This is a genomic window from Roseovarius sp. (assembly GCF_040219995.1).
Lineage (GTDB): Bacteria > Pseudomonadota > Alphaproteobacteria > Rhodobacterales > Rhodobacteraceae > Roseovarius.
Window position 1 is genome coordinate 173621 of record NZ_JAVJUC010000041.1, and the last position, 16083, is coordinate 189703.

Sequence of the window (16083 nt, forward strand, 5' to 3'; positions counted from 1 at the left end):
GCCCTGCCCTCGCTTAAGTCAACACGATTGCAACATAGCCCACATAGGCCGAGGTCAACAGGATACCCCAGACCCTGCCGATATCCCGCCCGAGAAACACGAACGGGATGAGAATGAGCGAGGCCGCCAGCATCACCCAGAGATCGAAGCTGAGGAATTCCGCATTGACCGGTACCTCGCCGACCAGCGCGGTGATCCCGATGATGGCAAGCAGGTTAAACATGTTCGACCCGATCACGTTGCCGAGCGCCACGTCGGCCTGCTTGCGCAGCGCCGCCATCACCGTGGTCGCCAGTTCCGGCAGCGACGTGCCGAGGGCGACCAGTGTCAGCCCGATCGCCGCCTCGCTGATGCCGTAGCGCATCGCGAGGATGGAGGCGTTGTCGACGAGGATATCCGCGCCAAGCGGCAGGCCCACGAGGCCAAGCAGCAGAAAAGTCACGATCTGCCACCACGGCATGTCCGGATCGGCACCTTCGACATCCTCGATGAAATCGGCCTCCGAGAGCGCCTTGACCGCCGCATCGCGCCGATGGCTGAGCGCGTCACGCAGCGCGTCGCCCAGCATGAGCATGAGTGCCGCCAGCAAGATCAGCCCCGCGATCCAGTCGAACGATCCACGAAAGGCCAGTGCAATGAAAAGAACGCTTGCCCCCAGCATTTGCAGGTAGGACTTGCCGCATTTGCAGCCGCTCGTGTGCAGCACCGACAGAATCGCCGGAATGCCCAGCACCAACAGCACATTGGCGGTGTTTGAGCCCACCACGTTGCCCAATGCCAGCCCCGCCTTGTCGCTGAGCACAGCGTTGACAGAGATCAGCAATTCCGGGGCCGAAGTGCCGAAGGCCACCACGGTGAGGCTGACGATCAGCGCCGGAATACCCAGCCGCAAGCTGAGATTGACCGCGCCCTTGACCAGCGCATCGCCCGCCAGAAGCAAGATAACGAGGCCAAGTGCCACCATGATCCATGGCATCATGACTTGCGTCCCTTTTCGCAGGAACATGGCTCCTTGCCGATGCGATAGCGTCCGCATTTGCGGCACTTGGCTGCCGCAAGTCGTTTCTGTCCGGGAAACCGCAGCTTGCCGAACATGGCGAGCACGCCCATGGCCACGAGGAAGAGAACGACGATCTTGACTACCATGTCAGAGCCCGAACCGGGCATAGCTGGCCCGCTCCTCGACCGCTGACAGCGCATCCTGTGCAAGTGTAGCGCCGAAACGTGAGAGCAGCCCGCGCTTGCGACCGTATTTGGCAAAGCGCACCCTGTCGCCGTAAAGTTCCTTCATCTTGGGCACCAAGTGCCCGACACCGTCGGCAAGGCCCAGTTCGATGCTGCGCTGCCCCAGCCAGAACTCCCCGGTAAATATATCCGGATCGTCGGCCAGCTTGGTACCGCGCCGGGCCTTCACATGGGCGATGAACGCCTCGTGAATCTGCCCAAGCAGCGATTTCAGCCGGGTCACGTCTTCGGGCTTTTCCGGCAGGAACGGGTCAAGCGTGCTCTTGGATTTGCCGGCGGTGTAGACGCGCCGTTCGATCCCCTGCCGCGACAGGAAAACCTGCGCGCCAAAGCCCGCCGAGATCACCCCGATGGAGCCGAGGATCGAGCTGTCATCGACCCAGATATTGTCAGCCGCAACCGCCAGCCAGTAGCCACCCGAGGCGGCCACGTCCTCGACGAAGGCATGCACGGGGATTTCTTTTTCCGCCGCCAGCCTGCGGATGCGCGCGGCGATGAGCGAGCTTTGCACCGGCGAGCCGCCGGGCGAGTTGATCACCAGCGCCACCGCCTTGGGCTTACCCCGCGAGAACGCCTTTTCGATCACCGGACCAAGCGCCTCGTCACTGAGTTGCGCCCGCCCGCCTGCGCCGATCACGCCCTGCAGGCGTATGACCGCCACTGTGGGCTTACGGTTGAGGAAGGGGATCAGATGCTTCATGCGGCCCGATGTAGAGTGCGAGCGGCAGACAAACAAGGAGCATGGACCAACTCAGAGCGCCCAGCGTGAAAAAGATCACGTGAAGGGCTCAGGACTTGATCCGGTAGCCGGTCTTGAAGATCCACCAGACGATTCCGAGACAGAGCGCGAAAAATATCCCGATCGCCGCGAGGCTCAGGCCCACGCTCACGTCTGCCACGCCGAAGAATGACCAGCGAAAGCCCGAGATGAGATAGACCACCGGGTTGAACAGTGTCACCGTCTGCCAGCCCTCGGGTAGCATCGAGACCGAGTAGAAGGCACCGCCAAGGAACACGAGCGGCGTGATCACCAGAAGCGGGATCAGCTGCAACTGCTGGAAATTTTCCGACCAGATGCCGATGATGAAGCCGAAGAGCGCGAAGCTTATGCAGATCATCAGCAGAAAGACCAGCATCATCACCGGGTGCTGAATGTCGAGATCGACAAAGAACCCGGCGGTGATCAGGATCACCCCGCCGATGAGCAGCGATTTCGTCGCCGCCGCCCCGACATAGCCAAGAACGATTTCGAAAAAGTTGATGGGGGCCGAGAGCAGCTCGAATATCGTGCCGATGAATTTCGGAAAGTAGATGCCGAAAGAGGCGTTGGAGATCGCCTGCGTCATGACGCTGAGCATGATCAGGCCCGGCACGATGAAGGCCCCGTAGCTGACGCCCTCGACCTCTTCGATGCGGCTGCCGATTGCGGCGCCGAAGACCACGAAATAGAGCGTGGTGGAAATTACCGGGGACAGGAGTGATTCGAAGATGGTGCGGAAAAACCGCTTCATTTCATAGACATATATGGCCTTGATGGCGTGGAGGTTCATGCCGCATCCTCTCGCACAAGGCCCACGAAAATCTCTTCGAGGCTGCTCTGCCGGGTCTCGATATCGCGCACGTTCAGCCCTTCTTCTGCCAGCGCCTGCAACAGTCGGGTGATGCCCGTGCGCTCGCCGCTGGTGTCGTAGTGATAGTGCAGCGCATGCCCGTCATCGGCCAGTTCGAGTGCGTATTGTGCGAGCGTTTCTGGCACCGCCTCGACCGGCTGCACAAGGTCGATCTGCAGAGTCTTGCGGCCCATCCGGCGCATGAGATCCGCCTTGTTCTCGACCAGCAGGATTTCGCCACGATTGATGACGGCGATGCGGTCGGCCATGGCCTCGGCCTCTTCGAGGTAATGCGTGGTCAGAATGATCGTGACGCCGCTTTCCTTGAGGCCGCGCACAACCTCCCACATGTCGCGGCGCAGCTCCACGTCGACGCCTGCCGTCGGCTCATCGAGGAACAGCACGCGCGGCTCGTGACACAGCGCCTTGGCAATGAGCACGCGGCGTTTCATGCCGCCCGACAACTCCCGGATGCGGTTGTTGCGCTTGTCCCAGAGCGAGAGTTGCCGCAGCACCCGCTCGACCAGCGCGTCATCGCGCGATTTGCCAAAGAGTCCGCGCGAGAACTGCACGGTGTTGATCACCTTCTCGAACGGCTCCAGCGCGATTTCCTGCGGCACGAGACCGATCATCGCGCGCGCGGCGCGGTAGCCAGTAACGATGTCATGCCCTCCGACACGGGCCTGCCCGGCGGTCGGCGTGGTAATGCCGCAGAGCGCCGAAATGAGCGTCGTCTTGCCTGCGCCATTGGGGCCGAGCAGGGCAAGGATCTCGCCCTCCTCGATATCGAGCGAGACGTCGCGGAGCGCCCGAAAGCCGTCCTTGTAGGTCTTGCTCAGCCGGTCCACGGTGACGATCGCGCGCATCTGCCCATTCCTTCTGTCTGAGCGCGAACCTAGAGGTTTGAGGCGGGAGTGCAATGTTCGTTGCCGCAGGCCATTCTGTGCGAAAGACAGGTCGCCTCCGGGCAACAGAGTGTTTTTGGGAATTTGTTAAACCTTCGATGCCAGTCTGATAGAACGGACGTCTTGGGGGGGTCCGATCCGATCATGGTGACGAGGCTAAGAATGATACGACAGATACTCGCAATCGCGCTGCTGACCCTTGTTTCGACAGGGCCACAGGCCACGGCACAGGGGCGGGACGGGTTTCGTGTCTTGGTGATGGGCGATTCGCTCATGGCGATGCACAAGCTGGGCGGCCTGTCGGTGTCGGCGACGGTGCGACGGATGACCGGGGCGCAGGTGACCGACCGCGCCATTGGCGGGGCGCGGTATTTCTACCGGTTGCCGATCAGCGGGGCACTCGGGCTCAATATCAAGCAGCAATATCATCGCGGGAACTGGGATTGGGTGGTGCTCAATGGGGGCGGCAACGATCTGTGGCTCGGTTGCGGGTGCACCCGCTGTCAAAGGCGCATGAACCAGCTGATTTCGCGTGACGGTCGCCGTGGTGTGATCCCCGGCTTTCTTTCGCGGCTGCGTCAGGATGGGGCGCAGGTGATTTACGTGGGCTATCTGCGCTCGCCGGGCGTCAACTCGCCGATCGAGCATTGCGCCGACGAGGGTGACGAATTCGACCGTCGTATGGCGCGTCTCGCGGCGCTGGACAGTGGCCTGCATTTCGTGCCCTTGGCCGACATGGTTCCGCATGGCGATCTGAGCTATCACGCGCTGGACCGCATTCACCCCTCGGTTAAGGCAAGCCGCCATATCGGTGCCCGGATCGCGCGCATCATCGCATCCCATACGCAAGGCACGGTTTCCCGCAACGCGCTAACCGGGAACTGACGGGCTCTAGCCCGGCTTGCGCGTCACCCGGTTGACATGGCCCATCTTGCGACCGGGTTTGACCTCGGCCTTGCCATAAAGATGCAGCGACGCATCGGCCTCCTGCATGATCCGCGGCAGGCGGTTCATGTCATCGCCGATGAGGTTCTCCATCACCACATCGGCGTAGCGCGACCCGTCGCCCAGCGGCCAGCCCGCCACGGCGCGGATATGCTGTTCGAACTGGTCGATGGCGCAGCCGGATTGTGTCCAGTGGCCGGAATTGTGGACGCGCGGTGCGATCTCGTTGACCACGAGGCCCTTGGCTGTCACGAACAGTTCCACCCCCATGACGCCCACATACTTCAAACGGTTGACGATCTTGGCCGCCAGCAGAACAGCGTCGGTACGCTGCGCCGCCGTGAGGCGCGCGGGCACGATGGTGGTGCGCAGGATGCCGTCGTCGTGGACGTTCTCGCCGGGGTCAAAGCAGGCCACGTCACCGGCGGCATTGCGCGCGGCTATGACTGACACTTCGTGGCTGAACTCGACGAATCCCTCATAGATCGCCTCGACCCCGTTCATATCGGACAAGGCCTGCTCGGCCTCGGTTGCAACCATGATCCGCGCCTGCCCCTTGCCATCATAGCCGAAGCGGCGGGTCTTGAGGATCGCGGGCAGGCCGATCTCGGCCAAGGCCTCGGCCAGATCCTCGGCGTCATCGACGGCGGCAAAGGGAGCCGTTGCCAGCCCCAGATCCGACAGGAACGCCTTTTCCGTCAGTCGGTCCTGGCTGACCTTGAGCGCGCGGCGCCCCGGGTGGACAGGCGTGATCCGCTCGAGCACATCAAGAGCCGAGGCGGGGATGTTTTCGAACTCGTAGGTGATGACATCGACGCTTTCTGCAAACCGTCGCAACGCGTCCTCGTCGGTATACTCGGCCTTGAAATGGAAATTCGCCACATGGCTGGCCGGGCAATCGCCGCCCGGCTCGAAGATGCAGGTCTTGAACCCGAGGCGCGCCGCGGCGACCGAGAGCATGCGGCCCAACTGGCCGCCGCCCAGAATGCCGATGGTCGCGCCGGGAGAGAGAGGATCAGTCATCGCTTGGCTCGTCTGGGATGGAGGCAGAAAGCGCGGCGCGCCAATCATCGAGACGCTGCGCAAGTGCCGCATCGGAATTGGCGAGGATCGCGGCGGCCATCAGACCGGCATTAGCGGCCCCCGCCGCCCCGATCGCCATGGTCGCCACGGGAAAGCCCTTTGGCATCTGCACGATGGAATAGAGGCTGTCGACACCCGAAAGCGCGCGGGTCTGCACCGGCACGCCGATCACCGGCACGCGGGTTTTCGACGCCATCATGCCCGGCAGATGCGCCGCTCCGCCCGCACCGGCGATGATCACCTGCAAGCCTCGCTCAACGGCGGTCTTTCCGTAGTCCCACAGCCGGTCCGGCGTGCGGTGCGCCGAGACGATGCGCGTCTCGTATCCCAGGCCCAACTCGTCGAGAATGGTCGCTGCTTCGCGCATGGTGGACCAGTCGGACTGACTGCCCATGATGATGCCGATTTTCACGCCTGTCATGTCACGCCTCACGTTTTGAAGCGCGCACTATACCCATCAAGGGGGGTTACGCAATGATGTCGGGATAGAGCCGGTCCTCGATCCGGGCGATCATGTCGCGCAGCCAGAGTTTTTTCTTCTTGAGCCGTTGCAGGGTCAGCTGATCGGCAGTGCTTTTCTCCTGCAGCGCGCGAATGGCCGCGTCGAGATCGCCATGCTCGCGGCGGAACTCTTCCAGTTCCACGCGCAGCACATCCTCTGATTTCATCGAAAGGTCGCTATAGGCGTTCATGGCAAGCGATTCCTCCAAGGGGGCCGTGGGCTTAGAAGATAGTCAATCTGCGCCCATTCGCAAAGCCCTTGCGCGCATCCGGGGCAATGCCCATATTTCGGACGCAGGTCGCCATAACGGGGCCTTGCACAACGGACGGTCGCTTAAGCTCAAGGACGTGTCGATGACAAAGCTTACTCTGGGGTCGCACCCCTACATGCTGGGGTTCGAGCAACTCGAACGGATGCTGGAACGCAGCGCCAAATCGGGTAACGAAGGGTATCCGCCCTTTAACATCGAACAGACCTCGCAGAATTCCTATCGCATCACACTGGCCGTGGCCGGGTTTGCCGAGGATGATCTGGCGATCACCGTGGAGGACCGGCAACTGGTCATCCGGGGCCGACAGGGCGACGACGCCGAAGGCCGTATCTACCTGCATCGCGGCATCGCTGCGCGACAGTTCCAGCGCTCTTTCGTGCTGGCCGACGGGGTAGAGGTGGGCGAGGCGATCATGGAGAACGGGCTTTTGCATGTGGACCTCACCCGCGCACAGCCCGAGCCGGTGGTGCAGAAAATCAGGATCAACAAGGGGTAAGCCATCATGGATACCAAATATGATTTCGGAGATATCGAAGAGCGGGCCATCGTCTATGTGCGTCCCGTCAATGTCGAGGATCTGCCCGAAGACATGCGCGAGCAGGTCGGCGATTTGACCACGCTGTATGCTGTGCACAGCACCGAAGGCGAGCGGCTGGCGTTGGTGCGTGACCGCAAGCTGGCGTTTCTTCTGGCGCGCCAGAACAACATGGAGCCGGTGACGGTTCACTGACCGGGCCGTTGCCGGCGCGTTAAATCTCTAGTGCCACTTGGCCAGCGGCGGCAGGCTCATCAGCACGGCATTGGCGTCATGCCCGGTGGCCAGCCCGAACTTGGTGCCCCGGTCATAAACGAGGTTGTATTCCGCATAGAGCCCGCGATGCACAAGCTGGGTGTCCTTGTCGGCGTCGGTGAAGGGCTGCACCCGGCGCCGTTCGGTCAATGGCAGGAACGCGGGTAAAAACGCCCGCCCGATATCCTGCGTCAGGGCGAAATCCGCCTCCCAATCGCCGGTGTTGCGGTCATCCATGAAGATGCCGCCGACGCCGCGCGCCCGGTGGCGATGGGGAATGTAGAAATATTCGTCAGCCCAGTCCTTGAGCCGCGCGTAAAGATCTTCGCCATGCGGGGCGAGATGCGCCTTTTGCTGGTCGTGGAAATGCGCGGTATCCTCGGCATACTCGATGCAGGGGTTGAGATCCGATCCGCCGCCGAACCACCACGCGCCGGGTGTCCAGAACATCCGGGTGTTCATGTGAACGGCCGGGCAATGCGGGTTCTGCATATGGGCGACGAGGCTGATGCCGGAGGCCCAGAAGCGCGGGTCATGCTCCATCCCCGGCACGCCACGCGCGGCCATCGCCTTTTGCGCGGCCTCGCCCAAGGTGCCGTAAACCTCGGAGACGTTTACGCCGACCTTCTCGAAGACGCGGCCGCCGCGCATCACGCTCATCAGCCCGCCGCCGGCGTCTGATCCGTCGTCGCTGGCGCGGCTGGTCTCAGATACCTCGAAGCGGCCCGGCGCTGCATCCGCGAACGGCCCTTCGACGTGGCTCTCTTCCAACCCCTCGAAGGCGGCGACGATCTGGTCGCGCAACTGGCGAAACCACGCCGCGGCGCGGGCTTTCTTCTCGGTAAAATCATCACTCATCGGGTCATCCTCGGGCTCTTTGACCCATTAATGCGCCGGGGCGGCGACGGGATCAAGCAGGGTGCGCCCGCCATCCATGGTCATGATCTGCCCTGTCATGAAGCTGGAGCCGTCGCAGGAGAGATATTGCACCGCTTCTGCCAGTTCCGTGGCCGACGCGATGCGGCCAAGCGGGGTGTGACACTCGATATCGTCGCGGTAATCGCTGTGCTCGCGCAGCGTGTCCTTGAGCGAGGCGCTCATCACCGAACCGAACGCCAGCGCGTTGACGCGGATGCGATACGGGGCGAGCGCCACGGCGAGGCTGCGCGTCATCTGGTCGAGCGCCGCTGAAGAGATCGAATAGGCCATCAGGTCGGGATGGGTGCGGCGCGCGGCGATCGAGGAAAGGTTCACAATGGTGCCCGCGACGCCCTCGGTCTGGCCTTCGGCCTGCTTGATCATCCGCTTGGCGACCTGCTGGCTCATCCGCAGCGAGGTCATCAGGTTCTGCTGCAACAGCATCTCGACGGCATCATCCTCGGGGTTGAGCGCGTCCGACGGTACCACCTGACGGCAGGCATTCACGAGAATGTCGATCTGGTCGAAGGCGTCGATTGTGGCCGAGAGCAGATTGGCCTGCGCCAGTTTCTGCCGCAGGTCGCCCGCGAAATAGCGCACGTTATCGGCCTCGGCGGCCTTGCCCAATTCATCCTTCAGACGTTTCTCGTCCATGTCGGCGAACATGACATTGGCGCCCTTGTCCGCGAAATGCCGCCCGATGGCGAGGCCGATGCCGTTGGCACCGCCGGTCACGATGGCGGTCTTGCCCGCGATGGAGAATGACATGAAAGCGCCTTTCGAGCTGAGCTTTGGGGGGAGGTTAGGCGATTCTACCGCGTCTGACGAGACGGGTGACGCGCCTGAAGGATCTTGAAGCGGTTGTCGCCCGCGATCTCTTCGACATGTTTGAAGCGTTGCTCCAGCGCCGCCTCGTAGGGCAGATGGCGGTTGGCGACCAGCCAGAGCGTGCCCGAGGGCTTGAGCGCGCGCGCCGCCGAGGCGATGAAGGCGCGGCCCAGATCGGGGGTGGCGCTGCGCCCGGTGTGAAAGGGCGGGTTCATGATCACGCTGTCGGCGCGGCTGTCGGGTTGCCACTGAGTGGCATCGGCCCAATGGAACGCGGCGCGCGGATCGAGCACGTTGCGCTGCGCACAGATGAGGGCGGCGTGATCGGCCTCCACCAGATCGAGCCGGGTGATCGCCTCGCGGCCCAGCACCTGCGCCGCCAGGTATCCCCAGCCTGCGCCAAGGTCGATCACATGCGCGCCCAGCTTGTCGGGCAGCGCGCGCGCCAGCCAGTCGGAGCCCGGGTCGATGCCGTCGGCGGAAAACACACCGGGTGCGGTGATATAGTCGCCCGCGATTTCGCTCTCGGTGCCGCGCCAATCGGCAAATTCGGCCTCTTCGGGCAGAGTGAAGATTTTGCCATGCGCCTTGGAGAGCGGCGCGCCGGTCTCAACCCGCCTGCGGCAGTCCTTGAGGATCGATTCGACCCCGTCGGTCTTGTCACCATCGACGATCACCGGACCGTCGGTCACATCCGCCGCCTGCGCGATCAGCGCGCGTGCCAGCGGCTTGGCGCGGGGCAGGCAGACGAGGGCCGCCCCATAGCGCCCGTCGGGGGCCACCGCACAATCATAGCCGCGCGCGGCGAAGGCGTCGAAATCAGGTTTCATCGTGGTGATAATCTGTACCCGCTCGGCGGGCAGCGCCGTGATGTCCGCCCCGGCGCGCGGTGCTAACACGGCGATACGCCCCGCCTCGGGCAGAGTTATGGTGCCGGATTCGATGGCAAGCGACAGGCGTGAGGGCGTGCTCACGCTATTCCTTTTCCATGGTGCATTGCAGCGGGTGTTGATGACGGCGGGCGAAATCCATCACCTGCGCAACCTTGGTCTCGGCAATCTCGTGGCTGAACACGCCGACGACCGCGACGCCCTTTTTATGCACCGTCAGCATGATCTCGAAGGCCTGCGCGTGCGACATGCCGAAAAATCGCTCCAGCACCGCGACGACGAACTCCATCGGGGTATAATCGTCATTCAGCAGCTGCACCTTGTAGAGCGGCGGCCGCTGCGTCTTTGGCCGCGTCTTGATCGCGACGGAGACGTCATCGTCGCCATCCTCGTCCTTGCCCGGACCGGCCAGTTGGGGAAACTGCACTGTCATCACTTTGCTGTCGCACCCTTGTTGCGCATGAGGTCCATCGCTTTGGCCTCTCTATATAACCTATGACCCCTCCGAGAAAAGGGGGCAGACCGGGATTCGCGGGGGCAAATTTTTCGGTCTCAGGATTGGTCACCGGGCTATTCCGTCACCTCGGCGCCGTGCCCGGCGATCAGATGGGTGATCTGTGCCGCCGCCTGCGCCACGGCACGGCCGAATTCGGGGAGGCGTGCATCGGAGAACCGCGAGGAGGGGCCCGAAATCGACACGCCGGCACAGGGCTCTCCACGGTCGTTGAAGATTGCGGCCCCGATGCAGGACATGCCGTCGTAGCGTTCGTTGCGGTCAAACGACCAGCCGCGCGCCGTCGTCTCTTCCAGATCATCGAAGAGCGCGCGCGGCGTGACATGGGTGTTTGCGGTAAAGCCCTGCAGCCCGGCCCCTGTCAGAAGCGCGAGACGACGCTCCTCTGACAGCGCCGCGAGAATCGCCTTGCCGGTGCCCGAGGCATGCATCGGTGTGCGCGACCCCGGCGGAAAGAAGGCGCGGATCGGGTTGCCGGTCTCGACCTGCCCGATGAAAACCACCTCGGCCCCGTCCGGCACCGCGAGATTGGCGGTCTCGCCGGTCTGCTCCATCAGGCGGCGCATCACCGGGCGACCGGCATCCGACAGGTTCGTGCGCTTGAGATAGGCGACGCCGGTGCGGTAGGCCTCGATCCCGATGGTCCAGTCCTGACGTTCCTCGTCGAAGCGCACGAAATCGCGCTTTTGCAGGGTGGTCAGGATGCGGTGCGTTGTGGCAGTGGGAATGCCGAGCGAGAGCGACAGATCGGTGAGATTCACCCCTTCTTGCCGGGCGACCGTGGTCAGCACGCCAAGTGCGCGGTCGAGCGACTGCATAGTGCCGGCGCTGCTTTCGGTGAATTGGGATTTGGGGCGGCCCCGGGGGCGCTTGGTCTGGGTCATGATCTGCGATTCCCTTGGTGGGCGGTTGCATACGGAATAAAAATATTTTCCATGAAATTACATAGGGCAAAGATGGGAAAATGAAAAACACATAATATCAGTACTTTGCATATTTAAATTATTAAATGGAAAACGATTTCAAGAAAATTGATGAAAAGGTAGGCATCCGTCATATTAACGACAACACCCAAGGAGGATGGTGTCATGTCAGATCAGAACCCGGTTTTCATTCCCGGCCCGACCAATATTCCCGACCGGCTGCGCCGCGCGATGCAGGTGCAGACGCAGGACCACCGCTCGCCCGCTTTCGTCAACACGCTGACTCCCGTGCTGGCTGGGTGCCTGACGGTGTTCGGTGCATCGGAGGCCGAGATCATCACCTTCCCGGCATCGGGCACCGGCGGCTGGGAAGCGGCGATCGCCAACACGCTGTCGCCCGGCGATACCGTCCTGGTCGCGCGCTACGGCATGTTCAGCCATCGCTGGATCGACATGTGCGAGCGGCATGGGCTGAACGTGCAGATCATCGAATGCCCCTGGGGCAGCGGCGCGCCGGCCGACAAGTTCGAAGAGGCGCTGCGTACCGATACCGTACATGAGATCAAGGCCGTGCTGGTCACCCATAACGAAACCGCGACCGGCGTGCGCTCTGACATCGGCGCGGTGCGGGGCGCGATGGATGCCGCCGCACATCCCGCCCTTCTGATGGTCGATTGCGTCAGTTCCCTCGCGTCGATGCCCTTCGAGATGGATGCCTGGGGTGTCGATATCGCGGTCTCCGGCTCGCAAAAGGGGTTCATGCTGAATACCGGCATGGCCATCCTCGCGGTGAGCGGCAAGGCGCTTGCGGCGATGGACAGCGCCACGCTGCCGCGCACCTTCTTTGATTTTCGTGATATGCTCACGACCAACGCCAAGGGTGGATATCCCTACACCCCGCCGCTGCAACTGATCTACGGCATGGCTGAGAGCCTGAACATGCTGTTCGAGGAGGGGCTGGAAAATGTCTATGCCCGTCACACACGCCTTGCCGAAGGGGTGCGGCGCGCGGTTGACGCCTGGGGGCTGCGTCTCGTGGCGCAATCGCCGGAGCTTTACTCTGACACGGTTAGCGCCATTTATGTGCCTGATGGCTATGACAGCAACGCCCTGACCGAGCACGCCTTTGCCACCTATGGCATGAGTTTCGGCGTCGGTCTGGGAGAGATGAACGGTCGCGCCTTCCGGATCGGCCATTTGGGAAGCCTGACGGATGCGATGATGCTGTCGGGCTTGGCCACCATCGAAATGGCGATGGCCGACCTGAACTACCCGGTTAAGCTCGGCTCGGGCGTGATCGCGGCGCAGGAGTACTACCGCACAACAGCCAAGCCCGTTCTGACCGAACAAGCCGCGTGAAAGGAGAGAGCATGCTGGACCAACGAAGCCCGGGCGATCTGACGATTGAAGACGTGCGCAACGCGCATGAACGGATCAAGCCCTATATCCACCGCACGCCCGTTCTGACCTCGTCCTTCCTGAACGAGCTAACTGGTGCAGAGCTGTTCTTCAAATGCGAGAATTTCCAGAAGGCGGGCGCATTCAAGGTGCGCGGCGCGTCGAACGCGGTCTTTGGGCTGACGGACGAGGTGGCCAAACTGGGCGTGGCGACGCACAGTTCAGGCAATCACGCGCTCAGCCTGAGCTATGCGGCCGGGCGGCGGGGCATTCCGTGCCATGTGGTCATGCCCCGCACCGCGCCGCAGGCGAAAAAGGATGCGGTGCGCGGCTATGGCGGCATCATCACCGAATGCGAGCCCTCGACAACCAGCCGCGAGGAGGTCTTTGCAAAGGTGCAGGCCGAGACCGGCGCGGAATTCGTGCACCCCTACAACGATCTGCGCGTCATCACCGGACAGGCGACCTGTTCGCTGGAGATGATGGAGCAGACCGAGGGGCTCGATGCCGTGATCGCCCCCATCGGCGGCGGCGGGATGATCTCGGGCACGTGCCTGACGCTGTCGAACATCGCACCCGATGTGCAGATCTATGCCGCCGAGCCCGAACAGGCCGACGACGCCTATCGCAGCTTCAAGGCCGGGCATATCATCGCCGATGACGCGCCCGAGACGGTGGCCGACGGGCTCAAGGTGCCGCTCAAGGGCAACACCTGGCATTTCGTCAGCCATAACGTGACCGACATCCTGACCGCGAGCGAGGACGAGATCATCGACGCGATGAAGCTGACATGGGCGCGGATGAAGATCGTGATCGAGGCGAGCTGCGCCGTGCCGCTGGCGGTGATCCTGAAAAACCGCGAGGTGTTCGCGGGCAGGCGGGTGGGCGTCATCATCACCGGCGGCAATGTCGATCTCGACAAACTGCCCTGGATCAAATGAGCACAGGCCGGGCTACGCCCGGCCGTAGGATAAACCGGAGGATACCATGAAAGACGTGATCAATCTCGACGAATACGAAGTGGGCTTTGACATCCCCGCCCTGCCGGGCATGGACGAGACCGACATTCAGACGCCCTGCCTCGTGCTCGATCTCGACGCGCTGGAGCGCAATATCAAGAAGATGGGCGATTGGGCCCGCGAACATGGCATGCGCCACCGGGTGCATGGCAAGATGCACAAGTCGGTGGATGTGGCGAAGCTGCAGGAAAGCCTTGGTGGCGCCTGCGGTGTCTGCTGTCAGAAAGTGAGCGAGGCCGAGGTCTTTGCCCGTGGCGGGATCAAGGACGTGCTGGTGTCCAATCAGGTGCGCGACCCCGCCAAGATCGACCGTCTGGCGCGGATGCCCAAGCTGGGCGCGCGCACGATCTGCTGTGTCGATGATCTGGCCAATGTGGTGGACCTGTCGGCGGGTGCGCAAAAGCACGGCACGCAGATCGAATGTCTGGTGGAGATTGACTGCGGCGCGGGTCGCTGCGGCGTGACGACGACGCCAGAGGTGGTCGAGATCGCCAAAGCGATTGACGGCGCGCCGGGCCTCAAGTTTGCGGGCATTCAGGCTTATCAGGGCGCGATGCAGCACATGGACAAGTACGAGGACCGCAAGGCCAAGATCGACCTCGCGGTGGCGCAAGTGCGCGATGCTGTCGAGGGGCTGAAGGCCGAGGGGCTGGAGTGTGACATCGTCGGCGGCGGCGGCACCGGCAGCTATTATTTCGAGGGCAATTCGGGGGTCTATAACGAACTTCAGTGCGGCTCTTACGCCTTCATGGATGCCGATTACGGTCGCATTCTGGACAAGGACGGCAACCGGATCGATCAGGGCGAATGGGAAAATGCGCTGTTCATCCTGACCTCTGTGATGAGCCACGCCAAAGCCGACAAGGCCATCGTCGATGCGGGCCTCAAGGCGCAATCGGTGGATAGTGGCCTGCCCTTCATCTTTGGACGAAAGGACGTGGAATACGTCAAATGCTCGGACGAGCATGGCGTGGTCGCAGACCCCGATGGCGTGCTCAAGGTGAACGAGAAACTGCGCCTCGTGCCGGGGCATTGCGACCCCACCTGCAACGTGCATGACTGGTATGTCGGTGTCCGCAACGGGAAGGTCGAAACCGTCTGGCCGGTCTCGGCCCGTGGCCGGGCCTATTGAGGGCGGGCATGATGGATCAGAAAGTAGAGGCCCAGGGTATCGTCATCGTCGGCGAGGCGATCTGCCAAGAGGTAATCAGCCGCGCCGACGCGTTTTCGGCCGTCGAGGCCGTGTTCGGCGCGATGGCCAAGGGCGATGCCTATAATTTCCCCGTGGTGCGCGAGGCCATCGGCCATGCCGATGCGCTCTATGGCTTCAAGGGCGGGTTTGACAAATCCGGCCTGACCCTCGGGCTCAAGGCGGGCGGCTATTGGCCGGGCAACATGGCGAAGGGGCTGACCAATCACCAATCCACGGTCTGCCTCTTCGATCCCGATACCGGGCAGTTGTCTGCGCTGGTGGGGGGCAATTACCTCACCGCGTTGCGCACGGCGGCCTCGTCCTCGGTCTCCATCGCGCATCTGGCGCGCAAGGATTCCAAGGTGCTGGGCATGGTCGGTGCGGGCCACCAATCCGCCTTTCAATTGCGCGCTGCCGCCGAGCAGCGCGACTTTGAAAAGGTCGTGGCCTGGAACCCGCATCCCGACATGCTGCCGCGTCTGCAAGCGGTGGCCGAGGAGCTGGGGCTGGAGTTCGAAGGCGTGAGCCAAGAGGAGTTGGGCGCGACAGCGGATGTGATCATCACGATCACCTCGGCCTTCGAGCCGCTGCTCATGGCCGATTGGATCAAGCCCGGCACGCATATCGCCTGCATGGGCACCGACACCAAGGGCAAGCAGGAGGTCGATCCGGCACTCTTTCAGCGGGCCACCGTCTTTGCCGACGAGATCGCGCAGTCGATCAGCATCGGCGAGGCGCAGCATGCGGTCGCGCAGGGGCTGATTGCCGAGGGCGACATCACCCCCGTTGGCGCTGTGATCAACGGCACCCATGCCGGGCGCAGCAGCGCCGAAGAGATCACGTTGTTCGATGGCACCGGCGTGGGTTTGCAGGATCTCGCCGTCGCTTCGGTCGCGGCAAGGATCGCGCGGGAGCGGGGGCTGGTGACACCTGTCAGCCTCTGATCCGGGGCCGTGTAAAACTTTGATGATTTTTTGGGCAGGCAGCCGCGCATGTGGTTGCCTGTTCGCGTTTTCCGTGTAGCCTGTCGTGGTCTGCCGTCGCCCGGGG

At 62.8% G+C, this 16083-nt stretch carries 20 protein-coding genes; 7 read left to right on the forward strand and 13 right to left on the reverse strand.

Annotated elements, in window-relative coordinates; translation table 11 throughout:
- Positions 1 to 13: 13 nt before the first annotated feature.
- From RID11_RS17370 to RID11_RS17390, 5 genes are all read right to left on the reverse strand, one after another.
- Positions 14 to 979, reverse strand: a complete 966-nt coding sequence (locus tag RID11_RS17370; protein ID WP_350141402.1) for a calcium/sodium antiporter — start codon at positions 977 to 979, stop codon at positions 14 to 16.
- On the reverse strand, positions 976 to 1167 hold the full coding sequence (locus RID11_RS17375) for a hypothetical protein (protein WP_350141403.1): 192 nt from the start codon (positions 1165 to 1167) through the stop codon (positions 976 to 978). The genes RID11_RS17370 and RID11_RS17375 overlap by 4 nt, the downstream gene beginning before the upstream one ends.
- Positions 1148 to 1945, reverse strand: a complete 798-nt coding sequence (locus RID11_RS17380; protein ID WP_350141404.1) for a S49 family peptidase — start codon at positions 1943 to 1945, stop codon at positions 1148 to 1150. The genes RID11_RS17375 and RID11_RS17380 overlap by 20 nt, the downstream gene beginning before the upstream one ends.
- An 88-nt stretch (positions 1946 to 2033) precedes the next feature.
- A complete protein-coding gene (locus RID11_RS17385) occupies positions 2034 to 2795 on the reverse strand; it encodes an ABC transporter permease (RefSeq protein ID WP_350141405.1) in 762 nt (253 codons plus the stop codon).
- Complete coding sequence (locus tag RID11_RS17390; RefSeq protein ID WP_350141406.1) at positions 2792 to 3721, reverse strand: ABC transporter ATP-binding protein; 930 nt, start codon at positions 3719 to 3721, stop codon at positions 2792 to 2794. Before RID11_RS17390 ends, RID11_RS17385 begins: the two co-directional genes overlap by 4 nt.
- Positions 3722 to 3922: 201 nt before the next feature.
- Between RID11_RS17390 and RID11_RS17395 the strand changes: the two genes are divergently transcribed.
- On the forward strand, positions 3923 to 4645 hold the full coding sequence (locus tag RID11_RS17395; RefSeq protein WP_350141407.1) for an SGNH/GDSL hydrolase family protein: 723 nt from the start codon (positions 3923 to 3925) through the stop codon (positions 4643 to 4645).
- A gap of 6 nt (positions 4646 to 4651) precedes the next feature.
- On the opposite strand, the gene RID11_RS17400 is transcribed toward RID11_RS17395, so the two are convergent.
- From RID11_RS17400 to RID11_RS17410, 3 genes are read right to left on the reverse strand one after another with little or no spacing between them, the layout of a single operon-like run.
- Positions 4652 to 5728 (reverse strand): 5-(carboxyamino)imidazole ribonucleotide synthase, encoded by a 1077-nt coding sequence (locus tag RID11_RS17400; RefSeq protein WP_350141408.1) that lies wholly within the window; start codon positions 5726 to 5728, stop codon positions 4652 to 4654.
- Positions 5721 to 6209 (reverse strand): 5-(carboxyamino)imidazole ribonucleotide mutase, encoded by a 489-nt coding sequence (purE, locus tag RID11_RS17405; protein ID WP_350141410.1) that lies wholly within the window; start codon positions 6207 to 6209, stop codon positions 5721 to 5723. Before purE ends, RID11_RS17400 begins: the two co-directional genes overlap by 8 nt.
- A 46-nt stretch (positions 6210 to 6255) precedes the next feature.
- Positions 6256 to 6480 (reverse strand): YdcH family protein, encoded by a 225-nt coding sequence (locus RID11_RS17410; protein ID WP_050663389.1) that lies wholly within the window; start codon positions 6478 to 6480, stop codon positions 6256 to 6258.
- Positions 6481 to 6643: 163 nt separating this feature from the next.
- On the opposite strand from RID11_RS17410, the gene RID11_RS17415 reads away from it, so the two are divergent.
- Together RID11_RS17415 and RID11_RS17420 are read left to right on the forward strand one after the other, a co-directional pair.
- Positions 6644 to 7057, forward strand: coding sequence for an Hsp20 family protein (locus tag RID11_RS17415; RefSeq protein ID WP_350141411.1), 414 nt, complete (start codon positions 6644 to 6646; stop codon positions 7055 to 7057).
- Between the two features lie 6 nt (positions 7058 to 7063).
- On the forward strand, positions 7064 to 7291 hold the full coding sequence (locus tag RID11_RS17420; RefSeq protein WP_080456034.1) for a DUF1150 family protein: 228 nt from the start codon (positions 7064 to 7066) through the stop codon (positions 7289 to 7291).
- 27 nt (positions 7292 to 7318) lie between these two features.
- On the opposite strand, the gene hemF is transcribed toward RID11_RS17420, so the two are convergent.
- The 5 genes from hemF to RID11_RS17445 all read right to left on the reverse strand — a co-directional run bounded on the left by hemF (position 7319) and on the right by RID11_RS17445 (position 11385).
- Positions 7319 to 8209 carry an oxygen-dependent coproporphyrinogen oxidase gene (hemF, locus tag RID11_RS17425; RefSeq protein WP_350141412.1) on the reverse strand — a complete coding sequence of 297 codons (891 nt, stop codon included), beginning with the start codon at positions 8207 to 8209 and terminating at the stop codon, positions 7319 to 7321.
- Between the two features lie 27 nt (positions 8210 to 8236).
- Entirely contained in the window at positions 8237 to 9037 is an 801-nt protein-coding gene (locus RID11_RS17430) for an SDR family NAD(P)-dependent oxidoreductase (protein ID WP_350141413.1), read from the reverse strand.
- Between the two features lie 44 nt (positions 9038 to 9081).
- Complete coding sequence (locus RID11_RS17435; RefSeq protein ID WP_350141414.1) at positions 9082 to 10071, reverse strand: class I SAM-dependent methyltransferase; 990 nt, start codon at positions 10069 to 10071, stop codon at positions 9082 to 9084.
- A gap of 1 nt (position 10072) precedes the next feature.
- A complete protein-coding gene (gene clpS, locus RID11_RS17440) occupies positions 10073 to 10420 on the reverse strand; it encodes an ATP-dependent Clp protease adapter ClpS (protein WP_350141415.1) in 348 nt (115 codons plus the stop codon).
- Positions 10421 to 10557: 137 nt separating this feature from the next.
- Positions 10558 to 11385 (reverse strand): IclR family transcriptional regulator, encoded by an 828-nt coding sequence (locus RID11_RS17445; protein ID WP_350141416.1) that lies wholly within the window; start codon positions 11383 to 11385, stop codon positions 10558 to 10560.
- A gap of 204 nt (positions 11386 to 11589) precedes the next feature.
- On the opposite strand from RID11_RS17445, the gene bhcA reads away from it, so the two are divergent.
- The 4 genes from bhcA to bhcD are packed head-to-tail and all read left to right on the forward strand — an operon-like array spanning position 11590 to position 15977.
- On the forward strand, positions 11590 to 12783 hold the full coding sequence (gene bhcA, locus RID11_RS17450) for an L-aspartate--glyoxylate aminotransferase BhcA (protein WP_350141417.1): 1194 nt from the start codon (positions 11590 to 11592) through the stop codon (positions 12781 to 12783).
- Between the two features lie 11 nt (positions 12784 to 12794).
- Positions 12795 to 13763 carry a beta-hydroxyaspartate dehydratase BhcB gene (gene bhcB / locus RID11_RS17455; protein WP_350141418.1) on the forward strand — a complete coding sequence of 323 codons (969 nt, stop codon included), beginning with the start codon at positions 12795 to 12797 and terminating at the stop codon, positions 13761 to 13763.
- 46 nt (positions 13764 to 13809) lie between these two features.
- On the forward strand, positions 13810 to 14973 hold the full coding sequence (bhcC, locus tag RID11_RS17460) for a 3-hydroxy-D-aspartate aldolase BhcC (RefSeq protein WP_350141419.1): 1164 nt from the start codon (positions 13810 to 13812) through the stop codon (positions 14971 to 14973).
- Between the two features lie 11 nt (positions 14974 to 14984).
- The gene (gene bhcD / locus RID11_RS17465; RefSeq protein ID WP_350141420.1) at positions 14985 to 15977 is read left to right on the forward strand and encodes an iminosuccinate reductase BhcD; all 993 of its coding nucleotides are present in this window, start codon (positions 14985 to 14987) and stop codon (positions 15975 to 15977) included.
- Positions 15978 to 16083: the final 106 nt, after the last annotated feature.